Below are 18,471 nucleotides of genomic sequence, written 5' to 3' on the forward strand. Positions count from 1 at the left end.
GTAATTGAATAATAGCAGAATGAATATGAAAAAGATATTATCAACACTTGCCTTGTCATCACTTGTTTTGTTGGCAACCGGTTGTTCCGATTTTCTGGAGGAAGAGAATCACTCGAATGTAATGCAGGATTTCATGGCAACACCTTCCGGCTTTGGCATGGCCCTAAACTCTGTTTATGCCAATGTACGTTCCACTTATAGTGCCGAAGAAGGCATTCACGGACTGATGAATCCGGGCACGGACGAATTGAAGAACAACATCGGAGGAAGCAACCGTTGCGCCGATCTTGCAAACTACGATTTAGAGAAATATAATGCAAACAATGAATACCCAAGGAAGTTGTGGAACGATGCCTATATCCACATCAACACCTTGAACTATATGATTGAAAATGCTGATAAAGTAGACATTACCACCACTGTGCTGACTGCTGCACAGCGTGACCAGTACTTAGGTGAAGCTTATTTTATGCGAGCTTATAATTACTTTCATTTGGTGGAACAATTCGGTGACGTTACACTGACTACCACCTATAATGCATCCCCAAGTACTTCGGCCGAACGCCATGATATGGTGCGTGTTTATGAAGAGGTCATTATCCCTGATTTATTGAATGCCATCAGGCTCTGTTCACCCAGTCCGCAACTCAATAATCTGGAGTCAGGCCGCGCTTCTGCCGCAGCTGCCCGCCACCTGTTGTCACGCGTTTATCTGACATTAGCCTGGGTATTCGATAAAGATCCTGCCAATCCATCTTATAAAGGAAATACGCAGACGAAGTACTATAACACCACCAAGGCTAAGGAATATTATCAGAAAGCGTTTGATATGGCAACCGGATTAATCACGGATGCCCCTTCTTTGGGATTGAAGCTGATGGACAATTATGCAGATGTTTTTGATGAAGCCAATGATGCCCCTTCCGGCAAGAACAAGGAAGAACTGTTTGTAGCCCGTATGGACTGGGATGATGACAACACTTTTGGCGGACGCAGCACGCTGAATCATTACTTTGTGAATGGTTATGACCAGTATTTGGGTGAGCGTAACATCAATGACGGACGTTGTTACTCTTGGATTAATCCTACCGGCTATACCTATAATGCTTTCAACAACCGTGATAAAGATACACGTTATAAAGCAACTTTCCAGACAGTGTGGTATGCCACTAAAACGCAAAAAGGTGGTGTTGTCAATTATTTCATTGACGGCAAGGACGAAAGCTTCAACTGGGACTATACCGTTGTTGGCGATACTGCCATGTACTATCCGGGATATTATATGTCTGCTGAAGAAATCAGAGCTAAAACCCAGAATCGTAAAGGTAATCACTATCTGATTTTTACCCCTGACGCTTACAATGGTCGTGCCATTTTCCCCACTATCATGAAGTTCCTGGACAGAACGCGTGCTATTCCCAATGACAATACAGATCGTTCTTACATCATTTATCGTTTAGCCGAAACTTATTTGCTGGCTGCTGAGGCCGCTTTCAAATTGGGTGATAATACGAATGCAGCTAAATATATAAATGTGATTAGAGAGCGTGCCCGTGATAAGCAAATCGGTGAAATTGGTGCATTGGACATCGCTCCAAGTGATGTTACGCTCGACTTCATCCTTGAAGAACGTACCCGTGAGTTGCTTGCAGAACATTGCCGATGGGCAGATTTAGTTCGTACCGGAACATTGATTGACCGTGTGCGCAAGTATGACGATGGTAAAGCTAATACGAATATTACGGAAGACAGACATTGGTTACGTCCTGTTCCACAACAAATGATTGACCGTGTGACGACCGGCGAACGTTATCCACAGAATCAAGGATGGTGATAGGTTTTTGACACTTTGTATTTCCCATCCCCCGAGAATGCGTTATTTGCGCAACAGGGCACAGTAGGACAGAAATACGCGATTAAAAAAGTATATCCGGCTGATGCACAGCCGGATATCTTTTTATACACATCGCTAAAAAAGTAGAAGCATCTCCTATTTCTACAAAATGAAGGTGCTTTTCGTTGGAAAAGGATGCCGTTCGTGTAGGATATAGACTTCCAAGGTGCAGGACATATAGACCCAGCGCGCTGGATATAAGTGTTGACAAGTTGGATATAAAGTACTGACAGATTGGATATATAGCTCTTGCAAACAGAATATCAACATCTGAAAAACAGCATAGGAAATAGCTGCATTTACAGGCATTATCCGGCACATGTAACTCCTATTTTCATGTTTTCAAAAAAGGCTCGTGTTAGCAAAAGAAGAGAAATGGCGTCTTTCTGCAAAAGGAAGACGCCATTTTAGTAACAAGTGGAAGGCCTGCACAGTCTATCTATCAACCTATACCGGGATATTACGGAATGCCGAGGCATGCAGTGCCCAACAGATAAACCCGAAATACTTCGTACAATATGTAGTTAGAAACGCATAGCCTCTATAAGAACTTTATATTATCTTTGTATCGTTGTGCAACAAAGTAACGGATTAAAATAAGAATAGTAGGAGGACAGGAAATGAATCCATTGGACTATATAGTACAGGACAGGAAAAGACTTCCCTACGGAATGATGAACTTTGCAGATATTCGCTGCGACAACTATTATTATGTAGATAAAACCCGCTTCATCCCCATGATAGAGCAGGCAGACCGTTTCTTCTTCTTCATCCGTCCACGACGCTTTGGCAAGAGTCTGACACTGAATATCCTGCAACACTATTATGACGTGAGTACCCGCGATAAGTTTGACGATCTTTTTGGTGACCTCTACATCGGGCAACACCCTACGCCTGACCGCAACAGCTACTTAGTGCTCTATCTTAACTTTTCCGGCATCAATGCCGAACTAAATGATTACCGCAAAGGATTGGATGAGCACTGCGGCACAACCATCGAGAGCTTTTGCAAGAAATATGCCGATCTCCTCCCCCCGGAGACATGGGAAGAACTGCATACCAAAAACGGAGCTGTAGCGCAACTGGAATTCCTCTACCAAGTATGTGAACGCGCCGGACAGAAAATGTACCTTTTCATCGACGAATACGACCATTTCACCAACGCCATCCTTTCCAATCCCGAAAGTTTACGCCGATACACTGACGAGACGCATGGCGAAGGTTATCTGCGTAATCTATTTAACAAAGTGAAGGCAGGAACCTATTTCAGCATCAAGCGCTGCTTCATCACCGGCGTAAACCCTGTGACGATGGACGACCTGACCAGCGGATTCAACATTGGTACCAACTACTCACTCTCATCGAAATTCAACCAGTTGATGGGTTTCACTGAAGAAGAAGTGCGCGAAATGCTGAACTATTACTCTACAAACAGTCCTTTCCGCCACACCGTGGACGAATTGATAGAGATAATGAAACCTTGGTATGACAATTACTGTTTTGCGCAGGATTGTTATGGCGAAACCACGATGTACAACTCCAATATGGTGCTTTATTTCGTAAAAAACTACATTGATAATGGTAAAGTGCCGCAAAACATGATAGAGAGCAACATCCGCATCGACTATGAGAAGTTGCGCATGCTCATCCGCAAGGACAAGGAATTTGCTCACGATGCCTCCATCATCCAGACTTTAGTGAGCCAAGGCTATATCATCGGTGACCTGAAGGATGGTTTCCCTGCCGTCAGCATCACCAATCCCGATAATTTCGTAAGCCTGCTCTACTACTTCGGAATGCTCACCATCAGCGGAATGCACGAAGGAAAAACCAAACTGACCATTCCCAATATGGTGGTGCAGGAACAACTCTACACCTATCTGCTGAATACTTATAATGATGCCGACCTCAGCTTCAGCAGCTATGAAAAGAGCGAACTATCCAGTGCACTGGCCTATCGGGGTGATTGGCAGTCCTACTTCGGCTACATTGCCGACTGTCTGAAGCGTTATGCTTCACAGCGTGACAAGCAGAAGGGCGAGTTCTTTGTCCACGGCTTCACCCTTGCCATGACTGCTCAGAATCGCTTCTACCGCCCCATTTCCGAACAGGACACACAGGCAGGATACGTCGATATCTTCCTCTGTCCGATGCTGGAGATTTACTCCGACATGACGCACAGTTACATCGTGGAGTTGAAGTATGCCAAGTACAAAGACCCCGAAAACCGCGTGGAAGAACTGCGCCGGGAAGCCATTGCCCAAGCCAACCGCTACGCCGACACGGACACAGTGAAACGCGCCATCGGCAACACCCGGCTGCACAAGGTTGTAGTAGTATATAAAGGGATGGAAATGCGGGTGTGCGAGGAAGTGATCTGATTCACCTAAAAGAACTTCCTTGTCTTTCAGACGGCAGTTTCAGTGGAAAAGCCAATGAATGAGGCAACAATGAAAGATGAAAGAGCCTTGCAGATAATTAGTGCATACTGAATTATCTGCTTTTCTTTTAATTGTCACAAAAAAAGATATATGGCTGTAAAACGCACAAAAAAGTCAGAAAAGTATTACTCTTTTTTCTATGCTTCCCAGCCGTATCCTACCATAATTCTCTATCTTTGCAATACCTAATTAGTCCGATATACAGATATGAAAAACAGACACTATTTCCCCCAAGTTTCACTGTTTATTTGCATCTTATGCTGCTTTCCGCATTTGATTCATGCATACAGTCTGCGGCAATTTTCAAACAAAAACGGCTTATCCAACAGTGCTATCTTATCCCTTTACCAGGATCATCAGGGAGTTATCTGGATCGGTTCATGTGATGGTCTGAATATTTTCGACGGCACCAATATCCATGTATATAATCCTGTCAACCCGACGAAAGCCCCATTATCCGGAAACCTGATTAACGACATCATGGAGACTGAAAAGGATGTATTATGGATACAGACCAACTATGGACTGGATCGTCTGGATACCAAACTCCAGACATCTAAAAGCTTTACGGAGTTCAAAGACAAGAACTATATGGCAAAAAGCAGGGATAATGACCTCTTCATTGTAAAAGACGACGGATATATCTATTACTATCAACCGGAAAAGCAACTCTTCCAAAAATTGGAAGTAGCTCAAATAGCATTCGGACACGTATTATCCACTATCATCGACAAAAACAATATTCTATGGGTATTCACTTCGAATAATGACACCCGCAGCTATCAGATAAACAAGAATAAAGAAGGAATAACCCTCACCCCCAGCAATCTTTTCAAGCACCCCGAACAGTTATTATGGGCATTCGCAGAAGAAGATCTGGCCTATTTCATCGATAAAACCTACTCACTCTATGAATATGACTTCGGCAATCAACAGCAATACTTTATTGCAGATCTCAAAGCAGAAGTCGAAACTCGCGGAGAAGTTTCTTCCATCATCAAACAACAAAACGACTATTACATTGGCTTCAAAAGCAGCGGATTGATCGTATTGAAATATATGTCCGATCAGAAAATAAAATACCAGATACAAGATACGGAAATCCATTCCGGCATCTTCTGTCTGATGAAGGACAAATATCAAGATATTGTTTGGATAGGAACAGACGGACAAGGGGTATACATGTATTTCAATGATGCTTTCTCCATTACCAATACGCTGCTGGATACTCCTGTATACCAGATAAACAACCCCGTACGTACCGTTTACTACGACGAGGAACAAACCTTATGGATAGGAACCAAAGGAGGAGGTATATTGCGTATCAGGAATTATTCTCCGGAAACCAATACAGCAGCTTCTTTCGATCGGATCTCCATCAGCAACAGTACCTTAACCGACAACACCGTCTATTGCTTTGCCCCCGGTTCTGCGAACAGGCTATGGATTGGAACGGAAAACGGGCTTAACTACTATTCATACCAGAATAAACAGCTGAAAGCGTTTACAGTGATAGCCGATGGAAAGAAGGTGAAATATGTACACTCCATCAACGAATTAAATGATACCACTTTATGGGTATCCACTGTAGGTGAAGGTATCGTAAAAGTTATTTTGGATAAAGCCGGTAGCTCTCCTTCCGTTAAATCGGCTACCAGAATTGTTCTGGATGACGGGCGTATGGCTTCCAATTATTTCTTTACCTCCTTCCAGGAGAATGATTCTATCCTTTGGTTCGGTAACCGTGGTTATGGAGCCTACCGGCTCAATGTCGAAACCGAACAGCTAACTCCATACAGGTTTGATAATGTAGTGAACAGTCAGACGGCCAATGATATTTTCGCCATTTATAAAAATGAGAAAGGATATTGGCTGGGAACCAGTTCCGGACTACTTCACTTCAATGAAGATTACTCACATTATCATGACAGGGCTGACCTTTTCTCAAACAACACAGTACATGGCATTTTGGAAGACCAGCAAAATAACCTTTGGATCAGCACAAATCAAGGACTGGTAAGGTTCAACACTAAAACCAATACCGGGCAGACTTACGACCGGGAAAACGGACTGGAAGTCACTGAATTCAGTGATGGTGCTTTTTATAAAGACTTACGGACCGAAACTTTATTCTTCGGAGGGACAAACGGATTTGTTACCGTCAAGCCTAACGCTTATATTATGGCAGACTATATGCCTCAAATAAACCTGAAGGGATTATCTATCTTCGGAAAAGAATACAATATTCATGATTTTCTTCACGACAAGAAAGGAAAGAAGATACTTCAGCTGGATTATAGCCAGAACTTCTTCTGTATCGACTTTATGGCAATAGATTATATAAATGGTAACAATTACTCTTATTCTTACAAATTGGACGAAGTAAGCAGCCAGTGGATAGAAAGCGGAACATCGGCCAGCGCCATCTTCTCCAATCTTGCACCCGGACAATATACCTTGTTAGTGAAATACAAGAATAACATGAATGGAAAAGAGTGCGAACCGCAGAAACTTCTGATTCAGATTACTCCTCCCTGGTATTTAAGTAACTGGGCGTATATTCTCTATTTCATATTAATCGCTTTGTTCTGCATTCTTGCTGTTTACAGGATAGTTCATCAATACCGCCGGAAGCAACACCGCATGATTGAGAAATTGAACCGGGAAAAGAAAGAAGAAGTCTATGAGTCCAAGCTGCGCTTCTTTACCAACATCACGCATGAATTCTGTACGCCGCTGACGCTGATTTATGGTCCGTGCGAGAAGATACTTGCCTACCCGCAATCTGATTCGTACATCCGCAAATACGGGAAGATGATACAGCAGAATACAGAAAAACTGAATGGCTTGATTCTGGAACTGCTGGAATTCCGCAGGCTGGAAACCGGTCATAAAGTGCTTTCTATCCAAAGATTATCCGTATCGGACAAACTCCGGAACATAGCGGAATCCTTCTGTGAATTGGCTGAAAATAAGAATCTGAACTATCGGTTGGATATTGAACCGGACATTGAATGGAACACGGATATCAGCTGTTTCAGTAAGATCGTCAATAACCTGATCTCAAATGCTTTCAAATATACTCCGGAAGAAGGGAATATCACCATCGGCCTGAAAGTAGAAAACCAGCTTCTAACCCTTAATATATCCAACTCAGGAAAGGGGATAGCTAAAGAGAATCTTGCAAAGATATTCGATCGCTATAAGATATTGGATTCTTTTGAAATGAATGGCAAGAATTCACGGAATGGGCTGGGATTGGCTATTTGTAAGAATATGGTTACTCTGTTGAACGGTGAAATCAATGTCAGCAGTATTCAGAATGAGATAACGACATTTACAGTCACTTTACCGGAACTATCGCCCACTGCACAGGAAGCGGAAACACCCCAAAAAGTGTATGAAACAGGACCTCTGAATACAAATACGGAGCCCATGGAACTGGAACAGACCGCTGTTAATTTCGACACTTCCAAGCACACGGTTATGATCATTGACGACGATCCTTCTATGTTATGGTTCGTCTCGGAAATATTTGTAGATAAATACAATGTATTATCTTTCAATAACGCTGCAGAAGCTTTGGCCAGTCTGGAACTGAAACAGCCGGATCTGATTATTTCAGATGTGATGATGCCTGAAATAGACGGACTTTCCTTTGCCCAGAAAATCAAGCAAAACAAGTTATGGAGCCATATTCCACTCATTCTACTGTCTGCCCTTCATCACGAAGACGATCAGGTGAAAGGCATTGAGGCTGGTGCAGAAGTGTATGTGACGAAACCTTTCAATGTAAAATACTTAGAGAAAGTAGTCTACCGGTTGATTAAAAGAGAATCGGACCTGAAAGAATATTATAGTTCCATATTCAGTTCATTCAAAGTGGAAAACGGGAACTGTATCCACAAAGAAGATCAGGAATTCCTGGATAAGGTGATAGAAACCATAGAAAAGAATATCACAAACCCTGACTTATCCGTTGAACTATTGAGCAGTGACCTGGGCTATAGCACCCGTCAGTTCTACCGTAAATTAAAGCCTATAACGGACAAATCTCCTGCTGATATCATCAAAGAATATCGCCTCACAATGGCCGAGCGACTGTTGCTGACAAAGAACTATACCATTGAGGAAATTATGGACAAGACAGGTTTCAATAACCGCGGAACGTTCTATAAATTATTCTCCCAGCGTTTCGGTATGCCACCACGCCAATATAGGGAACAGCAGAAGGATAGTGTGAAGAAGGAATTGACAGATATGGATTCTATCAACGAATAACGTCACCGGATAAGAATAAAAAAGGGAAGTTTTTACTTCCCCTTTACAATCCTCTTAATATCATTCAACTTATTCAATGCCTCCAGTGGGGTCAGATTATTCACATCCAGATTCAAAATCTCGTCACGTATCTGGCAGAGCACAGGATCTTCCAACTGGAAAAAGCTAAGCTGCATGCCGCCACGCGTCTCTCCTACTTCCGCCATCGGCTTACTTGCAATACCTTGCTGACGATTGTCTGCCTCAAGCTGTTTCAGAATATCATTCGCACGTTTTACGATACTTTTCGGCATACCCGCCATCTTTGCCACATGGATACCAAAGGAGTGTTCACTACCGCCACGTTCCAGTTTACGCAGGAAAATGACCTTATTATCCACCTCCTTAACGGAAACATTGTAGTTCTTGATACGCTTGAAGCTTTTCTCCATCTCGTTCAACTCGTGATAGTGCGTAGCAAACAACGTACGCGCCTTTGCTTTAGGATGCTCATGGATATGCTCTACAATCGCCCAGGCAATAGAAATACCGTCGTACGTAGATGTACCTCGTCCCAACTCGTCAAAGAGCACCAGACTGCGCGAAGAAAGGTTATTCAAAATATCAGCCGCCTCGTTCATTTCCACCATGAAAGTAGACTCTCCGACAGAAATATTATCACTGGCACCTACACGGGTAAATATCTTATCCACCAAACCGATATGTGCACTCTCGGCAGGTACGAAGCTACCAATCTGTGCCAGCAGCGTTATCAACGCCGTCTGTCTCAGCAATGCAGACTTACCCGCCATGTTCGGACCGGTAATGATGATGATCTGTTGCGAGCTACTATCCAGCACCACATCATTGGCAATGTACTTCTCTCCTATGGGAAGTTGCTTCTCGATAACCGGATGTCGTCCCTGGCGGATATCCAGTACATCGTTGTCTTCGATGACAGGACGTATATAATTATTCTCACGTGCCACATTGGCAAAAGACAGCAAACAGTCCAGACGCGCGATCTGGTTTGCATTCACCTGAATGGCAGGAATAAACTCACTTAAAGCCTGCACCAGTTCCATGTAGAGCTGGGTTTCCAGTATCAATATCTTATCTTCGGCACCGAGAATTTTCTCTTCGTACTCTTTCAGCTCTTGTGTAATGTAACGTTCGGCATTGGCCAAGGTCTGTTTACGTATCCACTCCTGTGGTACCTTATCCTTATGTGTATTGCGCACTTCAATATAGTAACCGAATACATTGTTGTAACCGATTTTCAGACTGGGAATTTCAGTCAGCTCACTTTCCCGTTGCTGTATCTGTAGCAGATAATCTTTACCGGAATAAGCTATCTGGCGTAATTCATCCAATTCGGCATTGACGCCCAACTTCATAACACCACCTTTGTTTATCAGCAACGGAGGATCATTATTAATCTCTTTTTCAATGCGGTCGCGAATGGACTTACAGATATTCAGTTGCTCACCGATACGGTTCAGACTGGCATTATCCGCCTCCATACAAGCTTCCTTAATAGGCTCGATAGCCTGCAAAGCTACCTTTAATGCAACTACTTCACGAGGAGAAACACGTCCTACAGCCACTTTAGAGATGATACGTTCCAAATCGCCTATCAAATGCAACTGTTCTTCGATCAGTTCTTTGAAATCCGGCTGACGAAAGAAGTATTCCACCACGTTCAGACGTTCATTGATAGGCAACACATCTTTCAACGGAAACACCAACCAGCGCTTCAGTAAACGGGCACCCATCGGACTGATAGTCTTATCAATCACATTTAGCAAACTGCTGCCTCCATCATTCATGCTGCCTATCAACTCAAGGCTACGGACCGTGAATTTATCCAGACGGACGTATTTATCTTCTTCAATACGTGCCAAAGAAGTGATATGCCCGATTTGGGTATGCTGCGTCATGATGAGATATTGCAGGATAGCTCCCGAAGCGATGATACCATTCTTGAGATGCTCTACACCAAAACCTTTCAGATTCTTCGTTTCAAAATGCTTCAGAAGTTTCTCCCGGGCGGTAGTCTCTGTAAACACCCAGTCGTCCAGTTCGAAGGTAAAGAACTTACTTCCGAAATTCCCCTCGAACATGCCCCGCTTACCACGCTCAAAAAGTACTTCTTTAGGCGCGAAGTTATTCAATAGCTTGTCTACATAGTCGAAAGGCCCTTCTGCTGTGAGGAACTCACCCGTAGATATATCGAGAAATGCCACACCGCACGTTCCCTTACCAAAATGTACGGCAGCCAGGAAGTTATTCTCCCGGTAATTCAGTATATTATCATTGATGGAAACACCGGGAGTTACCAGTTCCGTAATACCCCGCTTCACCAGTTTCTTGGTCATTTTCGGGTCTTCCAACTGGTCACAGATGGCTACACGCTTCCCGGCACGTACCAGTTTAGGCAGATACGTATCCAGTGCATGATGAGGGAATCCCGCCATTTCAACAGTCTTCCCTTTACCATTGGCACGCTTAGTCAGGGTAATTCCCAGGATTTCGGCTGCAACAACAGCATCGGTAGAATAAGTTTCATAGAAGTCGCCGCAGCGAAACAGCATAACGGCATCAGGATGCTTGGCTTTCAGGTCCAAGAACTGTTTCATCATCGGGGTAAGGACAATATCTTCTTCGCTCACAGTAGTTGTTCTTTATAAATTTATTAATATGCAAAAGTGCAGCTATTTCCGCAGCCATGCAAAGATAATTCTTTTTTAGAAAACAAGTACTGGGGGGACTCAAATCCTTAGTAAGCCTTAACAAAAACAACACTTTTACTAAAACATGTTATAAAACACTCTTTTTTATTTGTTTTATTTGCAGATATTCCAAAAGTCCGTATCTTTGCACTGTGTTTTTCATAGTATTAGATTTAAGGTTAACAAAGGTTGGAGTACAGCGGTACTCCTTTTTTTATGCCCATACCTTACAGGGAGGTTCACAAAAATGCCATTTTGATTGAAGTATTGCCAATAATACCCTATTTTTGCAATCGCCACCAAAGAAAATACCTTGTAACATTATGGAAAACAGAATGCATCGTACAGAAATTCAGATATATGTATCCCCCTTTCTCATTGTCATCTTCCTATTAATGAGCATTTCCTCATATGCACAGCAAATAATAGCCAAACAAATGCCTTTTCTGGAACAGCTGCCTTCCAATGAAGTAATAGACTTACATCAGGATCAGAATGGATTCATCTGGTTAGGAACTAAAAACGGCTTAGGACGATATGACGGATACCAACTCCAGACTTTCAAATCAGATTTTAACCAGCCTCATTTATTAACCGATGATTTCATCTGGTGTTTTGCTGAAGATGATAATTGCCTGCTGGTAGGAACAAGACAGGGAGTTAATTTGGTGGATAAAAGTAACTATCAGATACGGCCATTCCCAGATACAGAAATCCAGAATACATGGATAAACTTCATGTTGGTAGATAGCCGGAAAGAACTATGGATATGTACCCGTAATCAGGTTTCTCACTACAATTCCGACTATTCGTTGAAGAAACGTTACGGAAATTTGATCCCGGCGGTTCCCAATAATGGTATAAACTCAATATATGAAGATCATTTCGGCAATATATGGGTATGCACATGGGGAGGAGGTTTATATAAGTATCTCAAGAATACAGATACATTTATGAGTTTCCCTACACTCGGAGTGAATAATAATCCGTTTAAAATATTTCAGGACAGAGATGACCAATATTGGATATTGACTTGGGGAGACGGTATCTACCGTTTTCATCCGGATGCAACAGAGGATAAAATGTACACGCATCAAGAAATCTTCAATGAAAAACTGCACCTGCCTGAAACCGCCTTCTTCAGTGTAGTACAAGATGATGTTTACGGCTATATATGGGTATTCGGCTACCACGAACTCTATGCTTTCAAAGTGGTGGACGGACATCTGGAAAAAGTGGACCTCAGCTCGTATATGTTCGATTATAACAAAATGTTCAGCCAGATCATTAAAGACAGGGAAGGCAACCTTTGGGCCGGGGCTTATGACAGCGGGTATCACTTGCTAATGGGAAATCCTGCCATAGCTAATAACTTCCTGCCCAAACTGAAAAGACATGTAGGTTTCGACACGAATATAACCACTCTGGGTATTGACCCCAACAATGGGCTCTGGTTCAATCAGGAACGTTGGGGACTCTGCTGGTATGACATAGAACAGGATAAATTCTATGACTACTCGAATACAAATTCCGGAGTGCATAATGTAGGATATATCCTCCGTTCGAAACAGCCGGGAGAATTCTGGCTGGGATGCAGAGACCAACCCACCCTCTACAAGGCAAAACTAAACAGTAAAAGAGAAATTGAGTACCTACTGGCAAAGGACTTATATACACCAAAAGGGACTACTGGCAACATTACATCCATGTATGAAGACAGTAAGGGAAATTTATGGGTAGCTACCACCGGACAGCTCTATCTAAAACCGGATGGCAAAGACTTTATCATCCCCGAATTCTCTCTGCCCAACATTACATCTATTGCAGAAGACGGACACGGTAACATCTGGTTGGCAACCGAAGATTCCGGTTTACATAAGGTTTCTTTAGGGGATAAACTGAAACCGATTAAACAATACTCAACCCAGAATTCATCCTTACCCAGTAACAATATTGATAAGATAGTGATCCAGGAAAACCATCTATGGATCGCCACTACTCAAGGTTCCATCCTGAAAATGGATTTCAACTCAGAGACAATGAAGGACTTCAGTAGCTCATGCGGAATGACCGGACAGTCTATTTTAGGGATGAAACATGACAGGAATACCCTTTGGATACTAACAAACCGACAATTGACTGCCTATGATATCCAGTCAGATAGATACATTCATTATTCAAATTCAGACGAATCCGTTCAGATAAACTCGTTCAAGAAGGACGTCATAGACTTGTTCAACGGCAAGCTTTATGCCGGTGGGCATGGTGGCTTTGTATCGATGGCTTCCTCAAAATTCCCGTCTAAGAAGATCAATTCCAATCCGGTCATCATAACAGATATCAAGGTATCCAATAATTCTTTCTTCTTCAACCCCCAGCGCCAGTCGAAAGATTTATCAACCCGAAGCGTCTGGTTGGAGTCCGAAGATAACAATCTTGAAATCTTCTTCTCCGCTCTTCAATTTACAGCAACATCGAGAATAAGATACGCCTACAAGATGGATGGCGTGGACAAGGAGTGGGTATACACCGAAACCGGTAATCGGTCGGCTTTCTACAATAAAATTCCTAAAGGATATCATACTTTCAAGGTACGCTCTACAGATGAATACGGCTACTGGAAAGACGACGTCACAGAACTGCGTATCTATAAAAAGCCGGCTTGGTACGAAACATGGTGGGCATACGGTACCTATATAACTCTCATCATTCTGGTCCTTTATTCCATCATGTTCTATTACCTGCACAGGGTAAGACGGTCCGACCAGGTTAGATTCCAGAAAGAACTGACCAAGACTAAACTGGAATATTTCACCCACATAAGCCATGAACTGCTCACCCCGCTCACTACCATCAGTTGCGTAGCAGATGATTTGGAAGAAACAAAGGCATCTCCACAGGAAGATGTACATATATTGAAAAGTAATGTGCTCCGCTTAAAACGCTTAATCCAGCAAGTGCTAGATTTCCGGAAAGTAGAAAACGACTCGTTTGTACTCACCCCTACCTATGGCAATATCAGCAGCTTCATCCGTGAAATCTACCATACAGGCATACGACCGATCATTGAAAAGAAAAACCTTCATTTCAGTCTTCATCTGGAAGAAAAAGACATTTGGGGATATATGGACTTTGACAAAATAGACAAGGTTCTGTACAACATACTCTCGAATGCGGCCAAATATACACCTGCCGATAAAAAAGTAGAGCTGAATGTATCGACTCTGCAAAAGGATAATTCCCGATTCCTCCGGATAGAGGTGCAGGATGAAGGAATAGGCATAGACCAGAAAGAAATATCCAAGATATTCACTCCATTCTATGTGAACAAAACAGCTTATGCGCCTCAATCAAACGGTGTAGGGCTTTCATTAACAAAGAAACTGGTGACCTTGCATAAAGGAGACATCCAGGTAGAAAGCAGTATCGGAGAAGGTTCCAGATTCACTGTTCTAATCCCTATCGACCGGAATCATTATCCGGAAATAAAGGACATTATCGAAACCAGTGAAATACCGTCAACAGTACCGAATGAAGCAACAGAAGATACAGAGGAGAAAGAAGGTACGATATTACTGGTAGATGACAATGAAGAGTTCCTGCTATTGATGAAAAGAAAGTTGGCAACACACTACAATATACTCACTGCTACAAATGGGAAAAAAGCATTGGAAATTGTAAGAAGCGAAGACGTAAACCTGATGGTCAGCGACTATATGATGCCCGAAATGGATGGAATCGAGCTCTGTGCAACAATGAAACAGGACATCAACACCAGCCATATACCGGTGCTGATGCTTACGGCAAAGAATTCTGTGGAAGACCAGGTGAAATGTTTCAATGCAGGAGCAAACGGCTACCTGACGAAACCATTTGAAATGAAGATGCTGAATGCACGCATTGACAATCTGATGAGATCTAACCAGAAACGGCAAGAGAAGTTCAGAGTCGATACGGAAATCAATGTTGTAGCACTGGAATATCAGAGTACTGACGAGCAGTTCCTGGAAAAAGCCATCGAATGCGTTGAGAAGTATCTGGTTGAATCAGATTTTGATATAGATGCTTTCGCTTCAGAACTTAATGTCTCCAAATCCACTCTAAACAGGAAAATGAAGGTTATGACCGGGCTTTCACCTGTTGAGTTTATCCGGAATATCAGACTTAAACATGCCTGTACAATACTAAAAAAGCCTTTTGTGAATATATCCGAAGTGGCTTATGCCGTAGGTTTCTCCAATCCTAAATACTTCACAAAATGCTTCAAAAACGAATTTGATATGACTCCCACTGAGTATCAGAAAAAAGAAGAAGAGAAATCTTCAATGTAGATACTTTGAAAGGTGTCTTATGAATAAGACATAAATGCCAACCAGCCCACAAGCCACAGAGAAATAGCTGTATAAAAAGAGAATTCAAAGGCGCAATCTTTCAGATATCTGTTATATTGCGCCAATTCACTGCCAATAGAAGATTCAAATTTCGTCTCCATATCTGTTCTGAAAGCAAAATACAAAGGTTCAACAACCTTCTCCTCAAAAGTAAGGTTTAACAAGTGATTATACTTTTTCCGCTTGACAGGGAAAGTGAAATAACAGCTTTTTATCAGAAAATAAGTAGGAATAAGCAATATCCCTGCTAATAAGTAAGGCGCCTGAGGCAGAAATACTTCCAATATAAGATATACGGTATAATAAATCATTGCTCCCAAAAGAGAACCCATAACAATACTTCCAATCAAAGCTGCATTAGCCACAAAATAAATCAGAATAATAAAAATGACGGATATCGTTACAATCGTTTCGACAGAACAAACGGGCAACGGATTCTCCGTAAACGGAAGCCCATACACGACTAATGTAAATACAGAGATTAAAACAGGAATAATACAGAATATTGCCAGCAAAACAGGCACAGATGCAAGTATCCTGTTATGCATACGTATATCCCGAAGGTTCGTATTCAAAAAATCCGTGGCAACACGAAAGCCAGAGACGGCCGCATCTTTACTATCTATTTTTTCGATGAATTCGAGGTATTTTACAGTTTCCTGCTCATAAGTAAATTTGGGAGAAAGATCCTTAAAAGGGTCTTCCTGAAAAAAGACAGTCAGCCAGTCCTTCAGATATCCGTTTTCCAGTTCATTCCTGAGTTCTTTCCATGGAATAGCCTTCAAATCCTCCAGATCAGTTACATATTTATCGCTATCCTTGAAATAATAATAAGGCAAAGCTCCCAACCCTTTAATCATCTTGAAAGTAGCGATGATCCAGTTATAAGGTCCCGCTTTTCGAAGATTATCTTTAGATTCCAGTTCAAAACAGTAACTTATCCACTCAACCTTATCTTCATACACTTCCTTAGATTTCAGATAGAAATAAAGCCGCGAACCTTTCATACCCGAAAACATTCTGAGGATATTATCAACAGATTCGTGGTTCACATCATTCTCAGATGTATCCTTATAAACCATCAACTGTTGATTGATGAATTGGGCTATTTGCGTATACGTGAAATAATAATCACTTGCGGTTTCATCCATTTGCAGGGTGAAGGAAACTTTGGGATTTAAGTTATAAAGTACACCATAAGTCACGGCAGCATCGGATGTAGTGAAGCCTTCTAATTGAGTGCGTATCTTTTCTACTAATTCTTTATCACGGGCAGAAAGCCAGATCAGGAATGATTCTTCTGCCAGGTCATTCCACGAATCAGAGTTCAGAATGTTATTAGAAACATAATAAAGAATTTCCCCCGGAGTATTACAGTGTCCCGAATTTCCCTTTTCATCGGTCAATTCATAAGGACGCGAAGGATCAAGGGTATAGATCAAACGCCACAAAGCTTCCCGTTGTCGCCCCTCCTCATTGAATAACGGCGTAACTTTATCCGTAAGCTGATTCAAGCCGCGAGCATTGAAAAAAAGAAAAAGGGAATCATTAGAATTCACCAATGCCGTCTGATAGGTATTAAAATTCTTAATAAGAGATTGGGCTATTCCCTCAACTGTAGTTTGCGGACATCCATCAATATCATAATAGGGCATATCCAATACACTTTCTTCCCGGGCCCAACGACCAATTTCAGCAAAACCATAACGTTTTTCCGGCTGTGGTGCAGTCAATGCTCTTATCAATTGCAACGTATGTTCGGACAAGTCCGTTGGAAAAGGTAAATCCCCCGTACGTTTGCGCTGCATCAATTCAAATTCTCTCTCTTTAAATTCTTTCTCCCCCATCCACAGGCAGAGTAACACCATGCCAAGAGAGTAGAAATCACTCTTCGTATCAATCTCCACTCTGTTCTCACCGGGAACCGTATAATACATTTCAGGAGCTGCATAGATGCGAGTGCGTGCTTGGTCAGTACAGGCCACTCCATTCTGATCACATCTTACTGATATACCAAAGTCTCCCAGCAACACTTGCTTTTGACTTTCATCGGCAAAAAAGAAGTTACCCGGCTTGATGTCACGATGAATGAACCCATGCTTATGGCAAAAATCAATGGCAGCGGCTGCCTGTTTAGCTATTTCACAAAGCTTCCTTTCATTTCCCTTCAAGTTTATCTTATCCAGAGACCCGCCGCTACAATAGGTCATTATTTCATAATGCCTCAATTCATCGGAAACATGTGGATTATTCCACTGGCCGTGATCTATAATATCTACCAATAAACCGGAATGTGGAGTTTGTCTGATAATTTCCAGAATATGATGATTAGGGGGAGGTTCAATGCCAGCATAATAGAGCTTCAAGACATATTTTTCGCCCTTATTTTCCACCAAAAAGATCTGTGCTTCTCCCGTCCCTTCTGAAAGGATATCTATCACTTTGTAGTTCAGCCCACCAATTAAATACTCCCTATCATGTTGACGGGTGATAATCTCAATATTTTTTTGCTGTTCGGCACGCAGGGTTTTATCCGCACTATCTGCTGGGCGGAGAGTTATATCATGATCCGCATCACCAGGACGCAATGTTTTATCAATGTCTCCCAAGTCACTCATAGTCCTATATAAATTACAGATTTTAAACTTCCAAAGATATCATTTATTCATGGAATACGATGAATACATATAAAAAAACGCACGGATTCTCATAAAATAAGTGTCTTTTTGACGCAGTTAAGGTATACAAATAAC

Annotated in this window: 6 protein-coding genes; 4 read left to right on the plus strand and 2 right to left on the minus strand. The window is 42.1% G+C overall.

All coding sequences use genetic code 11. The features are described from left to right. The first annotated feature begins 25 nt into the window (after positions 1 to 25). From VYM24_RS04900 to VYM24_RS04910, 3 genes are all read left to right on the plus strand, one after another. Positions 26 to 1,834 carry a RagB/SusD family nutrient uptake outer membrane protein gene (locus VYM24_RS04900; RefSeq protein WP_299090656.1) on the plus strand — a complete coding sequence of 603 codons (1,809 nt, stop codon included), beginning with the start codon at positions 26 to 28 and terminating at the stop codon, positions 1,832 to 1,834. 680 nt (positions 1,835 to 2,514) lie between these two features. Continuing rightward, positions 2,515 to 4,275, plus strand: a complete 1,761-nt coding sequence (locus VYM24_RS04905; protein ID WP_330941608.1) for an AAA family ATPase — start codon at positions 2,515 to 2,517, stop codon at positions 4,273 to 4,275. Between the two features lie 267 nt (positions 4,276 to 4,542). Continuing rightward, positions 4,543 to 8,616, plus strand: a complete 4,074-nt coding sequence (locus VYM24_RS04910; protein WP_330941609.1) for a two-component regulator propeller domain-containing protein — start codon at positions 4,543 to 4,545, stop codon at positions 8,614 to 8,616. Positions 8,617 to 8,648: 32 nt separating this feature from the next. Here the strand turns inward: VYM24_RS04910 and mutS are convergent, their stop codons facing one another. Continuing rightward, the gene (gene mutS / locus VYM24_RS04915) at positions 8,649 to 11,237 is read right to left on the minus strand and encodes a DNA mismatch repair protein MutS (protein ID WP_044268323.1); all 2,589 of its coding nucleotides are present in this window, start codon (positions 11,235 to 11,237) and stop codon (positions 8,649 to 8,651) included. A gap of 413 nt (positions 11,238 to 11,650) precedes the next feature. On the opposite strand from mutS, the gene VYM24_RS04920 reads away from it, so the two are divergent. Further along, positions 11,651 to 15,658: a two-component regulator propeller domain-containing protein gene (locus tag VYM24_RS04920; RefSeq protein WP_330941610.1), complete on the plus strand. Its 4,008-nt coding sequence runs from the start codon at positions 11,651 to 11,653 to the stop codon at positions 15,656 to 15,658. A gap of 17 nt (positions 15,659 to 15,675) precedes the next feature. On the opposite strand, the gene VYM24_RS04925 is transcribed toward VYM24_RS04920, so the two are convergent. Beyond that, entirely contained in the window at positions 15,676 to 18,336 is a 2,661-nt protein-coding gene (locus VYM24_RS04925) for a serine/threonine protein kinase (protein ID WP_330941611.1), read from the minus strand. Between the last annotated feature and the right edge of the window lie 135 nt (positions 18,337 to 18,471).

The sequence above is a fragment of the Bacteroides sp. MSB163 genome, from assembly GCF_036416795.1.
Classification (GTDB): domain Bacteria; phylum Bacteroidota; class Bacteroidia; order Bacteroidales; family Bacteroidaceae; genus Bacteroides; species Bacteroides maternus.

What these genes read in the sequence shown, in the direction of transcription:
- VYM24_RS04900 (WP_299090656.1), top strand. Translation starts at nt 26, where the DNA reads ATGAAAAAGATATTATCAACACTTGCCTTGTCATCACTTGTTTTGTTG.
- VYM24_RS04905 (WP_330941608.1), top strand. Translation starts at nt 2,515, where the DNA reads ATGAATCCATTGGACTATATAGTACAGGACAGGAAAAGACTTCCCTAC.
- VYM24_RS04910 (WP_330941609.1), top strand. Translation starts at nt 4,543, where the DNA reads ATGAAAAACAGACACTATTTCCCCCAAGTTTCACTGTTTATTTGCATC.
- mutS (WP_044268323.1), bottom strand. Translation starts at nt 11,237, where the DNA reads ATGATGAAACAGTTCTTGGACCTGAAAGCCAAGCATCCTGATGCCGTT.
- VYM24_RS04920 (WP_330941610.1), top strand. Translation starts at nt 11,651, where the DNA reads ATGGAAAACAGAATGCATCGTACAGAAATTCAGATATATGTATCCCCC.
- VYM24_RS04925 (WP_330941611.1), bottom strand. Translation starts at nt 18,336, where the DNA reads ATGAGTGACTTGGGAGACATTGATAAAACATTGCGTCCTGGTGATGCG.